This is a genomic window from Azotobacter bryophylli (assembly GCF_042643485.1).
In the GTDB taxonomy this organism is placed as follows: domain Bacteria; phylum Pseudomonadota; class Gammaproteobacteria; order Pseudomonadales; family Pseudomonadaceae; genus Azotobacter; species Azotobacter bryophylli.
In genome coordinates this window covers 60,522-75,732 of the sequence record NZ_JBHRSJ010000017.1, presented here as the reverse complement: position 1 = coordinate 75,732, position 15,211 = coordinate 60,522, and the positions used below count along the sequence as shown (strand labels likewise).

Annotated in this window: 13 protein-coding genes; 1 reads left to right on the top strand and 12 read right to left on the bottom strand. The window is 68.6% G+C overall.

The annotated features are described in order from the left end of the window. Positions 1–176: 176 nt before the first annotated feature. Complete coding sequence (locus ACFOJE_RS10155) at positions 177–1,532, bottom strand: UDP-glucose dehydrogenase family protein (protein ID WP_377814216.1); 1,356 nt, start codon at positions 1,530–1,532, stop codon at positions 177–179. 192 nt (positions 1,533–1,724) lie between these two features. On the opposite strand from ACFOJE_RS10155, the gene ACFOJE_RS10150 reads away from it, so the two are divergent. Beyond that, positions 1,725–2,105 (top strand): flagellar protein FlaG, encoded by a 381-nt coding sequence (locus ACFOJE_RS10150; protein WP_377814215.1) that lies wholly within the window; start codon positions 1,725–1,727, stop codon positions 2,103–2,105. A gap of 55 nt (positions 2,106–2,160) precedes the next feature. Here the strand turns inward: ACFOJE_RS10150 and ACFOJE_RS10145 are convergent, their stop codons facing one another. The 11 genes from ACFOJE_RS10145 to ACFOJE_RS10095 form a co-directional block, all read right to left on the bottom strand. Next, positions 2,161–3,852 carry an HD domain-containing phosphohydrolase gene (locus ACFOJE_RS10145; protein ID WP_377814214.1) on the bottom strand — a complete coding sequence of 564 codons (1,692 nt, stop codon included), beginning with the start codon at positions 3,850–3,852 and terminating at the stop codon, positions 2,161–2,163. A 109-nt stretch (positions 3,853–3,961) separates the two neighbouring features. Then, positions 3,962–4,657, bottom strand: coding sequence for an RNA polymerase sigma factor FliA (locus ACFOJE_RS10140; protein ID WP_377814213.1), 696 nt, complete (start codon positions 4,655–4,657; stop codon positions 3,962–3,964). Positions 4,658–4,803: 146 nt separating this feature from the next. After that, positions 4,804–5,226 (bottom strand): flagellar protein FlhE, encoded by a 423-nt coding sequence (locus ACFOJE_RS10135; protein WP_377814212.1) that lies wholly within the window; start codon positions 5,224–5,226, stop codon positions 4,804–4,806. Further along, positions 5,223–5,762, bottom strand: coding sequence for a hypothetical protein (locus tag ACFOJE_RS10130; protein ID WP_377814211.1), 540 nt, complete (start codon positions 5,760–5,762; stop codon positions 5,223–5,225). The genes ACFOJE_RS10135 and ACFOJE_RS10130 overlap by 4 nt, the downstream gene beginning before the upstream one ends. Beyond that, a complete protein-coding gene (gene flhF / locus ACFOJE_RS10125) occupies positions 5,762–8,077 on the bottom strand; it encodes a flagellar biosynthesis protein FlhF (protein WP_377814210.1) in 2,316 nt (771 codons plus the stop codon). Before flhF ends, ACFOJE_RS10130 begins: the two co-directional genes overlap by 1 nt. Then, positions 8,074–10,164, bottom strand: coding sequence for a flagellar biosynthesis protein FlhA (flhA, locus tag ACFOJE_RS10120; RefSeq protein WP_377814209.1), 2,091 nt, complete (start codon positions 10,162–10,164; stop codon positions 8,074–8,076). Before flhA ends, flhF begins: the two co-directional genes overlap by 4 nt. 11 nt (positions 10,165–10,175) lie before the next feature. After that, positions 10,176–11,327, bottom strand: coding sequence for a flagellar biosynthesis protein FlhB (gene flhB, locus ACFOJE_RS10115; RefSeq protein WP_377814208.1), 1,152 nt, complete (start codon positions 11,325–11,327; stop codon positions 10,176–10,178). A gap of 261 nt (positions 11,328–11,588) precedes the next feature. Then, entirely contained in the window at positions 11,589–12,266 is a 678-nt protein-coding gene (gene cheZ / locus ACFOJE_RS10110) for a protein phosphatase CheZ (RefSeq protein ID WP_377814207.1), read from the bottom strand. Between the two features lie 13 nt (positions 12,267–12,279). After that, the gene (gene cheY, locus ACFOJE_RS10105; RefSeq protein ID WP_377814206.1) at positions 12,280–12,669 is read right to left on the bottom strand and encodes a chemotaxis response regulator CheY; all 390 of its coding nucleotides are present in this window, start codon (positions 12,667–12,669) and stop codon (positions 12,280–12,282) included. 243 nt (positions 12,670–12,912) lie between these two features. Further along, complete coding sequence (locus tag ACFOJE_RS10100; RefSeq protein ID WP_377814205.1) at positions 12,913–14,625, bottom strand: methyl-accepting chemotaxis protein; 1,713 nt, start codon at positions 14,623–14,625, stop codon at positions 12,913–12,915. 147 nt (positions 14,626–14,772) lie between these two features. Next, positions 14,773–15,211, bottom strand: a 439-nt coding sequence (locus ACFOJE_RS10095; protein ID WP_377814204.1) for a methyl-accepting chemotaxis protein, incomplete at its 5' end; no start/stop codon positions are given.

The following is a 15,211-nucleotide window of genomic DNA, read 5'->3' as shown; positions in this document are numbered from 1 at the left end:
CATATGCCGCTCTAGCCGGAACCGATGAGCAAGGGTCGGGAATTGCGCCATTTTGGCTTTCCGTTTCGCTAGTTCGGATGTCTCTCGGTGAGGCGATAACCTGCATGGAGCGGCCTGGAGGCGGCAGCACGACACTTGGCGACGGTGCCTGGAGAGTCATGCCCGGCACTTCAGGCTTATGCTTCGGGGCGGACACAGCGGCTTGCCGAGTCTCCCCTTCCCACCCCGTAATACAGCAGTCCCGCCTGCTGCAGCGCTTTGGGCTCGTAGAGGTTGCGGCCGTCCACCACGACCGGCAGGTTGAGCTCCCGCTTGAGCCAGGCGAAATCCACCGTGCGGAATTCCTTCCATTCGGTGCAGATCACCAGGGCATCGGCGCCTCTCACCGCCTGGATGCGATCTCCGGCCAGCATCAGATCGTCGCGTTCGCCGTAGATTCTCCGGCATTCCTTCATCGCTTCCGGATCGTAGGCCTGCACCTTGGCGCCGGCCGCCCAGAGGGCCTCCATCAGGGTGCGGCTGGGGGCGGCGCGCATGTCGTCGGTATTGGGCTTGAAGGCCAGGCCCCAGAGGGCGATGGTCTTGCCGGCCAGCTGCCCGTCCAGGGCCTGGTTCAGCTTGGCGAACAGCGTGCCCTTCTGCCGGTTGTTGACCTCCTCGACCGCCTCCAGCAGCTGGGCCGGGTAATCGACCTGGCGGGCGGTGCGGCACAGGGCCTGGACGTCCTTGGGGAAGCAGGAGCCGCCGTAGCCGCAGCCCGGATAGATGAAGTGGTAGCCGATGCGCGGGTCCGAGCCGATGCCGCGGCGTACTTCCTCGATGTCCACGTCCAGGCGTTCGGCCAGATTGGCCATTTCGTTCATGAAGCTGATCTTGGTGGCGAGCATGGCGTTGGCCGCGTACTTGGTCAGCTCGGCGGCGCGCACGCTCATGAACATCAGCTTGTCGTGGTTGCGGTTGTAGGGCGCGTAGCACTCGCGCATGGCTTCGCGAACCCGCTCCGAGTCGGTACCCACGACGATGCGCGGGCCGCGGGTGAAGTCCTCGATGGCGGCGCCTTCCTTGAGGAATTCCGGGTTGGAGCAGACGTCGAAATCGAGCGGGATGCCGCGGGCATCGAGGGCGGCCTGGACGGTGGCCCTGACCTTGTCGGCGGTGCCCACCGGCACGGTGGACTTGTCGATCACCACCTTGTAGTCCTGCATGTACCGGCCGATGCTCTCGGCCACCGCCAGCACGTATTGCAGGTCGGCGCTGCCGTCTTCGTCGGGTGGCGTGCCCACGGCGATGAACAGCAGGCTGCCGAACTGCACCGCTTCCTCGGTATCGGTGGTGAAGCGCAGGCGGCCGGCCTCGGCATTCTGCCGGATCAGTCCGTCCAGGCCCGGTTCGTGGATAGGTACTTCCCCGGCGCGCAGCGTGGCGATGCGCTCGGGATCGACATCCATGCAGAGCACCTCGTGTCCCACGTCGGCGAGACAGGCGCCCGATACCAAACCCACATAACCGCTTCCAAATACGCTGATTCTCATGCTGCGACTCGCCAACTTAGCTACGGGGCAAGTCTACCATCTGCTCGCGGAGCCATAAGCCACGAACAAGGGAGGGCATAGGCCGGTTTTTTATGGGGAATTTTCTGCTGGATACGGGATCGGCTAAAGATTCCTATTCCCTCTGCCGATAAGGATCCTTGGTCATCTCGTTTTTTCACGGAGGATACAAACATGAGTTCCCCCCTGCTCGATGCCAGTGGCGCCTCCTCTTCGCCGTCGCTGAGCAATCTGACGCCGCGCCAGCGTCTGGAAAAGGTCCTCGATCAGTTGCCGGTGGCCGGTAGTGCCGCCGCACAGTCCGACAGCGCACAGCCGTCTCTGATCGCCCGCGATCAGCTGGTTGCCCCGGTGCAGCGCATCAACGAAGTGCTGAAGAACTACGGTGTCGAATTCCATCTGAGCGATCCGACTGATCCGGACTCGCGAGTGGTCACCCAGGTGGTCGACATGGATAGTGGCAAGGTGATCCTGCAGATCCCCAGCGAGGAGGTGCTGCGCTTCGCCCAGAACCTGGACAAGCTGCGCGGTCTCCTGTTCCAGGGCACGGCCTGAAGGCAGGGCCTGCACCGGGCTTCGGCCGCTGCCGTGCCCTCTCCGTCGGCAGGCGTCAGGCGTCGTTCGCCGTCGGCGCCACCAGTCCCTCGACCTGGCCCAGGGCGATCAATTCGCTGCCGGAGACCGGTTCGCTGAGGGCGGCGCCGCGCAGGCCGGGCTGATCGGTGAGGCGGACCTGGGCGATGCGCCGGTCGCGGTCCAGCCGCTCGACCCAGCCCAGCGCGCCGCCGGCGAAGCGCACCAGCGTACCGATCGGGATCAGGCCGAAGTGGCGGACGTAGTTCTGGCACCAGCGCCGATCGAGCTGGCTGTCGCGGTTGAGCAGGTCCCGGTAGATGCCGCTGATGGTCTGCTGCGGGCGGTCCGGACGGGGGCGGCCCATGGCGTCGATGACGTCGACCACCGCCGCCACGCGCGCCAGCTCGCCCAGCTGCTCGCCCTTGAGCCCCTGTGGGTAACCGCTGCCGTCCAGGCGCTCGTTGATGTTGCCGATCACGCCCTTGACCACCGCTTCGGGCAGCCACTTGCAGCCGACCATCCGTTCGCGCAGTAGCTCCACGTGGCGGGCGAAGGCCTCCCGCTGGGTCGGGTCGAAGGATTCGCTGCGCAGCAGCTCCGGCGGCAGCAGGCCCTTGCCCAGGTCGTGGATCAGCGCACAGGCGCAGATGGCCTTGATCAGGTCGTTGGGCAGCCCCTGGCTGCGGGCCAGATCGGAAAGGCGCACGGCTACGGCGATGCAGTGCTGGATCAGCGGTTGGTCGTCGGTCAGGCAGTGCACGGCAAACAGCAGTTCTTCGCGATCGTCCTCCAGCAGGGCGAGCAGGGATTCGGTGAAGCGCGACAGTTGGGCCGGGTCGATGTTTTGGCCGTGCTGCAGGTGCAGCAACTGGCTGTTGAGGTAGAGCGCCACCCGCGCCAGGCGTCTGGCCATCGGTGTGATGTAATCGAGGCCGTGCTGGCGCTGACCGGGAGGAGCGGCGCGCGGCGGTTGGAACAGCGCCGAGGGGGCGCGATTGTCCCCGTCCAGGGCACTGCGTGCGGCCTCCCGCTCGATCTCGCGGACGTAGAACCACAGCCGCCGCTCCTGATCGGCGCGAACGGCGCCGAAGGCGCAGCCGAAGCGCACGGCCAGCCAGTCCCGGCTGACCTGGCGCTGGCGGATCTGCGCCTGCAGGTCGATCTTCTGGCCGCTGGGGAAGCACAGGGTGATGCGCTCGATGCTCTGTCCGATCTGCAGCTCGGCGGCCTGGGTGGCCGGCAGCTCGACCTGGCAACCGCCCTGCGACAGGTTCAGCAGGCGTCCGCCCAGCGGCTTGGCGTCGGCGGTCATCTGCAGTTCCACCGGCACCGTCATGCGCGAGGTCAGTTCGGCGCGGAACGAGCCGCGGCGCTGCAGGATCTCCACCCACTCCGGCCAGGCACAGGCCATCTGCGTCCGCCCGGGCACGTCCAGGGGCAGCCATTCGTGCAGCGGCGCCGTGCGCAGCAGTCCCCTGTCGACCCAGCCGGTCAGCTGGCAACCGTCGCCGTCCTTCGCCAGCTGCGGGGCCAGTTCCGGCGAGGAGGTCAGATCGAGGACCAACTGCTCGCCGGCGTGCACGTCCATCAGCAGGACCGGTTGCGACTGCCCGTCGGGGGACAGACCGAGCAGCTGCACGCCGCCCAGTTCGCAGAGTTTCTCCAGCAGATCCTGGCACTGGGAGGGATTTTCGATGCGGAGATACGACTCGCTGGGCTGTTCCATTCTGTTCTTTACCATCGGCGGGGCAAGGCGCTCGGCCGTTTCCATCTGTCATGGCGATTGCAGGGGAGACCGGCAGCCGCCGGCGAGCCGGCCGGAAGTCCGGTGCGGGCTATTCGGCTAGGCTGCTGCGCAGGCGCGAGACTGCCTGGCTGTGCAGCTGGCAGACGCGCGATTCGCTGACCCTGAGAACGGCGCCGATTTCTTTGAGGTTGAGATCTTCCTGATAATACAGGCCGAGCACCAGCTTTTCCCGCTCGGGAAGCGCCTCGATGGCCTTGACCAGGCGCTCTCGGTCGCGCCCTTCGGCCAGTTCGGCGAAGGGCGAGGCATAGTGGCCGCTGCTCATGGCATCGATCTCGTCCTCGCCCAGTTCGTCGATCGCCACCAACTGGCTGCCGTTGGTGTCCATCAGCAGCTGGCGGTATTCGTCGAGATCGAGGCCCATGGCCGCTGCCACTTCGCGCTCCTCGGGGGGGCGGCCGAGGCGCTGCTGCAGCCGGCGCATGGTGTCTTCCAGCTCCCGGGCATTGCGCCGCACGCTGCGCGGCACCCAGTCGCGGCTGCGCAGCTCGTCGAGCATCGCGCCGCGGATGCGCTGGCTGGCGAAGGTGGCGAAGCTGGCGCCCTGGCCGACGTCGTAGCGCGAGAGGGCGTCGAGCAGGCCGATGGTGCCGGCCTGGATCAGATCGTCCAGCTCGACGCTGGCCGGTAGTCTGGTCTGCAGGTTGAGGGCCTGCCGACGCACCAGGGGCAGATGCTGTTCGAGCAGGTCGCGCTGTCTGAGTTTGCCCTGTGCCGTATACATCCTGCTGGCCCGGAGTGTTTGAGTTGCGGCGCGCCGTCCCCGGCCCGTTGGCACGGGAGCGCGGTCTCCCATTGTTACCCTGCCCCAGCCGCGGGAAAGCCCGGAACAGTCGCCGGGTAATCGGGCTTTTCCGGGCTTTGCCGCGGCTAGCGGTACTCGGCGATTAGCTCGATCTGGCGCACCTGCAAGGGCTCTGCCCCGGCTGCCAGGCGAAAGCGCAGCTGCAACGGCTGGCCGGCGTCCAGGCCGGCCAGGACCCCGCTGCTGCCGCGCGGCTGCTTCAGTTCGAGGCAGCGGCTCGGGTGGCAGAGCCAGGCCTGGACCGGTGCGGCCGGCGGCAGGGAGAAGCTCCAGCGCACCTGGGCGAGTCGCCGGCCGTGGGCCAGCGTCGGCGGCTGCAGGGCTGAACTGGCGGTTTCCCGGCCGGGCAGGCGCAGCCAGAGATTGCCGATGCGGCCGTGCCAGCTGCCGGGGCCGGCCTCCACTGCGGGCGGGCCGTCGGCGGCCGCGGCGGCGAAGAGCTGGCAGAGCAACAGCGCCGGGAGCAGCCGGCGAGCGATGCGGCTCATGGCGTCGCCACCGGCTGTTCGGCGAGCAGCAATAGCTCGATGTCGAGGAAGCGGGCGGCGGCCTGGCGCAGGTTGTCGAGCAGGCCGGCATGGCTGGGGAAGCCCGGATGCAGGACCAGCAGGCGACGCGGCCCGCCGCTTTCGCGCAGCCGGCGCAGGCACAGGTAGGCGCGGCGGAAGCTGTCCAGGTCGCCGTCCACCCACAGGCCCCAACGCGGTTGCTGGCAGGCCAGGGTGTGCAGATGCGGGCTGTCCGCCTGCAGGGCGACCAGGCGCCAGTGGTCGGGGGCGCCGAGCCAGGCGTGGCCGTTGGCGTACCAGCGCGCCAGGGCCTGCCGTACCCACTCCAGCTGTTGCCGCTCCGGTCCGGACGACAGACCGACCACCATCAGGGTACGGCGCTCGGTCGGCGCCGCCGGCGGCGGCTCGGCGGCGGGCGCTGGCGCAGCCGCCAGGCCCTGCTGCTCGGCCCAGCGGCGCAGGCCGGCGGCCTGGTCGATGCCCAGCCCGTGGCTGCCGGTTCCGGCGATGGGCATCAGTGCAGCCCGTCGCCGGCGGCGCCGAGCTGGCGGAAGGCGTCGCCGGCGGTCAGCAGATGCAGCAGGGCCTCGAGCTGCTGGGCCGGGCCGCGCTGGCGGCGGCCGGGGCAGAGGCCGAGCAGCTGCGCGCGGACGTCCATCGCCCAGTCCTCCGTGGCCTGATCCAGGCGCTTGGCGCAGGCGGCGAGGCCGGCGGCGAGGAACAGGCGCAGTTCGGTTTGCAGCTGGCCGTGGGATTCGCCCAGGGCCTGCCAGGCGCGCAGGGTCAGTGCCGGCAGGTCGTCGTAGGACAGCTGCAGGCGTAGACCGTCGGCCTGCTCGGCGAGGGACTCCCGCCCCGGCTGCGGCGACCAGGCCAGCCACTGGCGCTGGGCGAGCGGCTGGCCGCTATCGGGATCGCGCAGGGCGCCGAACCAGGCCTGCACGGGCCAGAACGGCATCTCGGCGCTGGGGCCGCGCAGCTGCACCGGCAGCTGATTCAGCTCCAGTTGCAGGGTCCGGCCGCGGTGGCGCAGCGTCAGGCTGGAATGGAATTCGCTGACCTCGGCCAACTGGCCGAGGGTATAGCGCCCGCCCTGGTAGCCGACCCGGTTGCTGCTGCCTACCGGGCACAGCCAGGGGCTGCGCAGGTCGGCCAGTTGGCGCAGGGCCTCGCCGTCCGGGCAGGCCGCCAGCAGGTGGCGGCGCGCGCTCAGCCGCTCCCCGGCCCAGAGCAGGCGCTGCGCCTGGCCGGTGGGCAGCCAGTGGGCCAGCCAGGGTCGCACCTGCAGCCGGCCCGCGGCGTCCAGGGCCAGCAGCGGCATGTTCCAAGTCGCGCCGGACACCGGTTTGCTTCGTCCCCACAGCAGCTGCCGCGGACCGCTGACCGGCGGTGCGGCGTCCAGGGCGGCGAGCAGGCGGCTCAGACGCTCGCCCTGCACGCCGACCGGCAGTGCGGCGAGGCGCCAGGCGCTTTCCAGCAAGGCGAAGCCGTCGACTTCCCGGCGCAGGCTGTCGAGCACCGCGGCCAGCGCGCGGCCCTGGCCGAGCAGGCCGCGGGCCCAGACGTCCAGGCGCTGGTGGTTGCCGGCGGGCGGGTTTTCCGGAACGAAGGGCGACGGCTGGCTGACCGCCAGGGCCTGGCGCAGCAGCGGCAGGGCTTCGGCCGGCTGCAGGTCCTCGGGCACCTGCTGGCCGGTGGACAGGTAGTGCAGGCGCAGCCCGTGGCGGATCAGGATGTCCAGCACCGGGCCCAGCCGCGCGGCCTCGTCGGACTTGCTGACGATGCAGTCGGCGAGCCGGTTGCCAGCGGCCAGGGCGGCGCGCTGGTAGGTGTCGACCACCTCTTCCAGGGTGTCGCCGTGGCTGGCGGCGTTGAGCAGCAGCATCAGCCGCACCGGGCGGCCGGCGGCGCCGAGCTGGTTGATCTGCACCAGCAGGCGCTGGTCGCGCTGGCTCATGCCGACGGTGTCGATGATGACCAGGCGCTTGCCGGCCAGTTCGGCGAGCAGGGCGTCGAGCGGTGCGTCGGCGCCCAGCGCGTGCACCTCGACGCCGAGCAGGCGGGCGTAGATGCGCAGCTGTTCATGGGCGCCGATCCGGAAGCTGTCGGTGGTGACCAGGGCCACCTGGCTGCCGCCGTGGCGCATCACGTAGCGTGCCGCCAGCTTGGCGGTGGTGGTGGTCTTGCCGACTCCGGTGGGGCCGACCAGAGCGATCACCCCGCCGTGGTCGAGCAGGTCGGATTCGTCCTCCTGCACCGGCAGGTGCGCCGCCAGCTGGCGCTCCAGCCAGGCCTGCAGGGCTGGGTCGTCGGCGCCCGCCGCGGCCAGCTCGGCCGGCAAGCTGGCGAGGATCTCGCCGCTCAGCCAGGGGCCGAAGCCGGCGCCGAGCAGGCGCTGTTGCAGCTGGGCGCGGCAGCCGGCGGTCTGCGGGGCCTGTATCTGCCGGTCGAGCAGCGCGCGCATGTCCTGGATCTCGCCGAGCAGGCGCTGGCCGAGGGCGGCGAAATCGGCGGCCGCGACCGGGGCTTCATCCGGGCGCGGGGCCTGGGCGGCGTAGGCGGCCAGGCTGGAGGCTTGGCGGTAGTTCATCGGCGGCGGCGAGGCGGCCGGCGCGGCGGGCGGGGCCGGTCTGGGAGCCGGGGGCGCGGCCGGCGGTTGCGGGGTGGCGCTGGCGGCGAGCAGCTGCTGGTCGTCCTCGGCCAGGGCGAGGATCTCCACCCCTTCGGGAATGCTGCGGTTGGACAGGATCAGGGCATCCTCGCCCAGGGCCGCGCGCACCAGGCGCATGGCCTCGCGACTGTTGGCCGCGACGAAACGTCTGACGCTCATCGGTTATTGCCTCCGATCAGGCTGGTTACCCGCAGGGTGCGGTCTTCGGGAATTTCCATCAGCGACATCACCGCCAGCTGGCGCAGGCGGCGGCGCAGGAAGCGCGCCAGCAGGGCGCGCAGCCTGGCCGGCACCACCAGCACCGGCGGTTCGCCGCTGGCTTCCTGGCGGGCCAGGGCGGTCTCGGTCTGCTGCATGAGGTTGTCGGCCAGCCCCGGCTCCAGCGCGCCGCCGCTGTTCACCGCCTGCATCAGCACCTGTTCCAGGTTGAAGTCGAGGCCGATCACGTGCAGCTCGGTCTGGCCGGGGAACCACTGCTGGGTGATGGCGCGGCCCAGGGCCACGCGGACCACGGCGGCGAGATCCTGGGCGTCGGCCGGCTGCCCCGCGCCGTGCTCGGCCAGCGCGTCGAGGATGGTCTGCAGGTCGCGGATCGACACCTCTTCCTCCAGCAGGCTCTGCAAGATGCGCTGCAGGGTGCCGAGGGAGACCACCTTGGGCACGACCTCCTCGACCAGTGCCTTGTTCTCCCCGCCGAGCTTGTCCAGCAGGCGCTGCACCTCGCTGCGCCCGAGCAGATCGGCGGCATGGCGGTGCAGCAGGTGGTTGAGGTGGGTGGCGGTGACCGTGCCGGCGTCGACCACCGTGTAGCCGTAGATCTGTCCGTGCTCGCGCAGCTTGGGGTCGACCCAGATCGCCGGCAGGCCGAACGCCGGGTCGGTGGTGGGAACGCCGTCGAGCTTGCCGCTGACCTGACCGGGGTCGATCGCCAGCCACTTGCCGGGATAGATCTCGCCGCGGCCGATCTCGACGCCCTTGAGGGTGATCACGTAGGTGTTGGGGCCGAGCTCCAGGTTGTCGCGGATGTGCACCACCGGCGGCAGGAAGCCGACGTCCTGGGCGAACTTCTTGCGCACGCTCTTGATCCGGGTGAGCAGCTCGCCCTGCTGGCGGTTGTCCACCAGCGGGATCAGCCGGTGGCCGACCTCCAGGCCCAGGGTGTCCACCAGCTGCACGTCGTCCCAGCTGGCTTCCGGGGTTTCCAGGGCGGCCTGCGGTACTTCCTTGACCGCCTTGTCCAGCAGTTGCGTCTGCTCGCGCTGGGTCATCCACCAGCCCAGGCCGCCGAGCAGGGAAGCGAACAGCAGGAAGACGAAGTTGGGCATGCCCGGCACCAGGCCGAGCAGGCCGATCACCCCGGCGGCGATGAACAGCACCTGCGGCCGGTTGAACAGCTGGCCGATCATCTGCTGGCCGACGTCCTGCTCGGTGTTCACCCGGGACACGGTGACGCCGGCGGCGATGGAGATGACCAGCGCCGGGATCTGCGCCACCAGGCCGTCGCCGATGGTCAGGATGACGTAGGTGTGCGCCGCGTCGGAGAAGCTCATGCCGTGCTGCAGCATGCCGATCAGCAGGCCGCCGAGGATGTTCACGCCCATGATCACCAGGCCGGCCATGGCGTCGCCGCGGACGAACTTGCTGGCGCCGTCCATGGAACCGTAGAAGTCGGCTTCCTGGGCCACCTCGCGGCGGCGCTGGCGCGCCTCGGCCTCGCCGATCAGGCCGGCGTTGAGGTCGGCGTCGATTGCCATCTGCTTGCCGGGCATGGAGTCGAGGGTGAAGCGCGCGCCCACCTCGGCGATCCGCCCGGCGCCCTTGGTGATCACCATGAAGTTGATGATCACCAGGATCATGAACACCGCCAGGCCGACGGCGAAGTTGCCGCCGATGAGGAATTCGCCGAAGGCCTCGATCACCTTGCCGGCGGCGCCGGTGCCCTGGTGGCCCTCCATCAGCACCACCCGGGTCGAGGCGACGTTGAGGGACAGGCGCAGCAGGGTGGTGAACAGCAGGACCGAGGGGAAGGCCGCGAAATCCAGCGGCTTCTCGGTGAGCATGCTGACCAGCAGCACCATGATCGCCAGGGCGATGTTGAAGGTGAAGAACAGGTCGAGGATGAACGGCGGCAGCGGCAGGATCATCATCGACAGGATCAGGATGATCAGGACTGGCCCGGCCAGCATCTTCAGGTCCGCATTGGCCAGCCAGGGGGTGCGCCCCAGCAGATCGGTCAGTGCTTTCATCGGTTCCTCGGTTATTCAGGTTTGCCGCGTGGGCGGCGCTCGTCCATTCCCGCCGGTACCGGCAGGTCGTGCGGGGTGGCCGGCGCTTCGCCGCCCTCTTCCCGGACCCGCTTGAGGCGGTAGGCCCAGGCCAGTACCTCGGCCACGGCGGTGTAGAGTTCGCTCGGGATCTCCTGGTCGAGATCCACGTGGAAATACAGGGCCCGCGCCAGCGGCGCGGCCTCCAGCAACGGCACGCCGTGCTCGCCGCCCACCTCCCGGATGCGCGCGGCCACCGCTTCGGTGCCCTTGGCCACCACCCGCGGCGCCGCCATCTGCCCGTCCTGGTAGCTCAGGGCGACGGCGTAGTGCGTCGGGTTGGTGACGATCACGTCGGCGGTCGGCACCTTACTCATCATCCGCGCCCGGGCCATGGCCTGCTGCTGGGAACGGATGCGGCCCTTGACGTGCGGGTCGCCCTCCGTCTCCTTGTGCTCCTGGCGCATGTCCTCCTTGCTCATGCGCAGCTTCTTGGCATGGCTCCATAGCTGGTAGGGCACGTCCAGGCCGATCACCAGGATCAGCGCCAGCACGGTCATCCCGCAGGCCAGGGCGATCAGATGCATGGTGCTGGCCAGCGCCTGCTCGATCGGCAGACGCGACAGCGCCAGCAGCTGGCTGATATGCCCCTTGAGGAAGAACACCGCGACCGAGCCGATCAGCGCGCTCTTGGCCAGCGCCTTGGTCAGCTCGGCGAGCGCCTGGAGGGAGAACATCCGCTGCAGCCCCTTGAGCGGGTTGAGCCGGGCCAGCTGCGGCTGCAGCGCCTTGCTCGAGACCAGCAGGCCGCCGAGCATCGACGGCGCCACCAAGGCCATCACCGCCATCAGCAGGAACAGGGGCAGCAGGAAGAACAGGGTACCCTCGGCCAGCTCCCAGAGATGGGCCAGCGCCCGTGCGCTGTCGAAGGCCAGACTGCGCTCGAACAGCAGGGATTGCTCCATGACCAGGGCGAGCCGGTCGTACAGCAGCCCGCCCATGCTCCACAGGGCCGCGACGCCGGTCAGCAGCATCATGAAGGTGGTGAGTTCGCGTGAGCGGGCGACCTGTCCCTCTTCCCGGGCTTTCTCCAGGCGTCGGGGTGTCGCCGCTTCGGTCTTTTCCTGATCGCTGTCGTCAGCCATGGCCCTCTACTGCGCCGGTGGCGACTCGTGGCGGATTGGACAGCGCGCATTGTGCGCGTCGTCAAGCCGCCCTGATCGGGGGAACAGCAGGGCGAATCGCACGCTTATGGGGAAATTGTCGGAAAGCGCCGGGCGGCGGCCGCCCCGACGGGGGCCGACGCGGTTGAAGAGCCGCCCGCGACCTGGCTCTTGCGGTGGCGGGCGAGCGCCGGAACGCCGAGCCCGGGTGGGCTGCGGCGAGACCGGCCCGCACCGGAAGCGTCAGAAGCCGAGCTGCGCCAGCAGGTCGTCGACCTGATCCTGGTTGGCCACGGCCTCGCCGGGGGTGGGCTTGATCTGCGGGCCGTTGAGCAGCTTCTTGGGATCGTCGTCGGACTCCCACTCCGACTCGGCGAGCCGTCTGAGCGCGGCCTGCTCGCTGCCCTCGGGGGTGCTGTCGATCAGCACCTGGACCAGCTGGTGCTCGATCTCGTGGATCACCTCCATCATCTTCTTGATGACCTGGCCGGTGAGATCCTGGAAGTCCTGGGCCATGAGGATATCCAGCAGCTGGGCGTGGGTCGCCTGGGTCTGGGCCGGCACGTCGGCCAGGTAGCTACGGGTGTCGCTGACCAGCGACTTGGCCTGATCCAGCTCCAGGGGGTTGGCGAACCACTCGTCCCAGCGTTTCTCCAGGGCCTTGGCCCCATCGGCCAGCCGGTCCTGGATCGGCTGGGCGCGGTCGACGGCGTTCAGGGCGCGTTCGGCGGCCTGTTCGGTCATCGCCGCGATGTAGCTGAGGCGATCCCGCGCATCGGGGATCGCCTCGGCCGCCTTCTCTATTTCCTTGTCCAGCCCCAGCTCGCGCATGCTGTCGCGCAGCATGCGGGTCAGCTGGCCGATCCGCTGGATCAGATCGTCCGGGACGTTCCCTTCCCCCTTCACGTTATTGGCGCTCATGGCATGCCTCCATTCACTTACCGAGCTTCTCGAAGATCTTGTTCAGTTTTTCCTCAAGGGTCACGGCAGTGAACGGCTTGACCACGTAGCCGTTGGCACCGGCCTGAGCCGCCGCGATGATGTTCTCCTTCTTCGCCTCGGCGGTCACCATCAGGACCGGCAGGTGCTTGAGGGCATCGTCGGCGCGGATCTGCTTGAGCATTTCCAGTCCGTCGAGGTTCGGCATGTTCCAGTCGGTGACGACGAACTCGAAGCTGCCCGAACGCAGTTTGTTCAGCGCATCTAGGCCATCCTCGGCCTCTTCCACGTTGTTGAAGCCCAGCTCCTTGAGCAGGCTGCGGACGATCCGCCGCATGGTCGGAAAGTCATCCACTACCAGGATGCTCATGTTCTTATCGGCCATTGGTATTCCTCTTTTCGTTGCGGGCTTCGCGGCCGCCCGCAGGAGATGCAAAAACGGGGCGCGCACTGGCGCACCCCCGGTTGATCGATGGTCGGCCAAGGTGCCGCCGACCCTGTTAGGCCGTTGAAGGACCACCTGCCGATGCTGGGCTAAACATGGCCCGGAATGCCGCGTGGCAAAGACTCGTTTACACCCGTTAAACGGCGTCTTTTCTCACGCTGCATCCCGGAATGCGGCGTTCTGTCAGAACTCCTCCCACTCCTCGACGGCGCTCGCCGTGGCCGGCTTGCGGTTTTCCTTCGCCGCCGGCTTGGCCAGGGCGGGCGCCGCCGTGCGGGAAAGCTGCGGCTTGGCGGCCGGGGCCTTTGGCCGGCGCGGCTGGTACTCCTGCTCGGCGGCGAGGCGGAACACCGCCACCGTCTGCTCCAACTGCCGGGCCTGCTCGGCTAGGGAGTCCGAAGCGGCCGAGGCTTCCTCGACCAGCGCGGCGTTCTGCTGGGTGACCTCGTCCATTTGCGCCACGGCCGTGTTGACCTGGCTGATGCCTTCGCTCTGCTCGTGGGAGGCGGCGGAAATCTCGTCGATGATGTCGGTCACCCGGTGTACCGAGGCGACCACCTCGCCCATGGTCTTGCCGGCCTGCTCGACCAGCTGCGAGCCATCCTGCACCCGGCGCGAGGAGTCCTCGATCAGGGCCTTGATCTCCTTGGCCGCATCGGCGCTGCGCCCGGCCAGGTTGCGCACCTCGCCGGCGACCACGGCGAAGCCGCGGCCCTGCTCGCCGGCACGGGCGGCTTCCACCGAGGCGTTGAGGGCCAGGATGTTGGTCTGGAAGGCGATCGAGTCGATGACGTTGACGATATTGGCGATCTGCTGGGAGCTCTCGCTGATGCCCTGCATGGTCTCGACCACCCGGCCGACCACTTCGCGGCCGACGCCGGCGGTGCTGGAGGCGTCGTTGGCCAGGGCGCTGGCCTGGCGGGCGTTGTCGGCGTTCTGCTTCACGGTAGCGGTGAGCTGCTCCATGCTGGCGGCGGTCTCCTCGAGGGAGGCGGCCTGCTGCTCGGTGCGCGAGGACAGGTCTTCGTTGCCCTTGGCGATCTGCTCGGAGCCGACCAGGATCGAGCTGCTGCCGGCGCGCACGTTGGCGACGATCTGGATCAGGCTGTCCTGCATGTCGCGCATGGCGGTGAGCAGCTGGCCGATCTCGTTGGTCGAGTTGACTGGGACCGGCTCGGACAGGTCGGCCTTGGCGACGCGCTGCAGGTGGCCGACGGCTTCGGATACGGGTTTGACCACGAAGGTCATCAGCACGAAGCGGATGGTCAGCATCAGCAGCAGGGCGACGGCCAGCACCAGGCCGCCGAAGATCGCGAACGTCCGCAGGTTGCCGTGATAGTCGTTGATCTGCTGGTTGCCGTGAGCGTTGAGGTAGGCGGTGGTGTCGTCGAGCGTCTTGAAGATCTGCCCGCCGCGCTTGAACATCATCTCGTCGCTGAGCCGGTTGAAGGTCGCCGTGTCGCCGTCCAGCCAGGCCTTCAGCTGCTGTTCGTCGGATTCGAGGGCTTCGTCGAGGGCAGCGGCGGAGGCCTCCAGCAGACGGCGTCCCTCGTCCTTGGCGAAGGCGGGCATGGCACGGAACGCGGCCAGGCTTTCACGGCCTTTCTTGATCAGCCCTTCGAGGTCTTCGCGCTGCTTGTTCTTGTCTCCGGCGATGCCTTCGGAGGCCATCTTGGAGTAGGCCTCGAGACGGGCGAAGGCCTTCAGGCGCAGCATGTCGGTTCGTGCCAGCAGGTCCAGCCGCGTCGCAGTACGGGTTCGATCCTCAAGCGCCTGGCTGCCGAGTTCGGTACTGGCGTAACCCAACGCCGCGATGATCATCAGCAACAGCGAGAAGCTGACGATGGTGATGAGCACTAGGCCCCTGATGCTCAGATTACGTAGAAACGTCCACATTGATCGATCCCCCATTTTTATTGTCGCCGGATCCGCCGGAGCAGACACAGGCAGAATGCCACTTACTGCAAAACCCTTCATCTCCTATCCGGAATATCTCCTTGCCCTCGGCGTAGGGCATTCCGGAACGTCCCGCCAGAGAAGTCACTAGAATTCTTCCCACTGCTCCTCGGCGCTGACTGCGACCTGTTTGCGGCCTTTCTTGGCTGCCGGTGCTCCCAGAGCGGGGGCCTCCATGCGGGCCAGCTGTGGCTTGGGGGGCGCCGGCTGAGGCCGGCGTGGCTGGTATTCCTGCTCGGCGGCAAGGCGGAACACCGCCACCGTCTGTTCCAGATGCCTGGCCTGCTCGGCCAAATCGGAGGACGCGGTGGTGGCTTCCTGAACCAGCGCGGCGTTCTGCTGGGTGACCTCGTCCATCTGCGCCACGGCGGTGTTGACCTGGCTGATGCCTTCGCTCTGCTCGTGGGAGGCGGCGGAGATCTCGTCGATGATGTCGGTCACCCGGTGCACCGCCGCGACCACCTCGCCCATGGTCTTGCCGGCCTGCTCGACCAGTTGCGAGCCGTCCTGCACCCGGCGCGAGGAA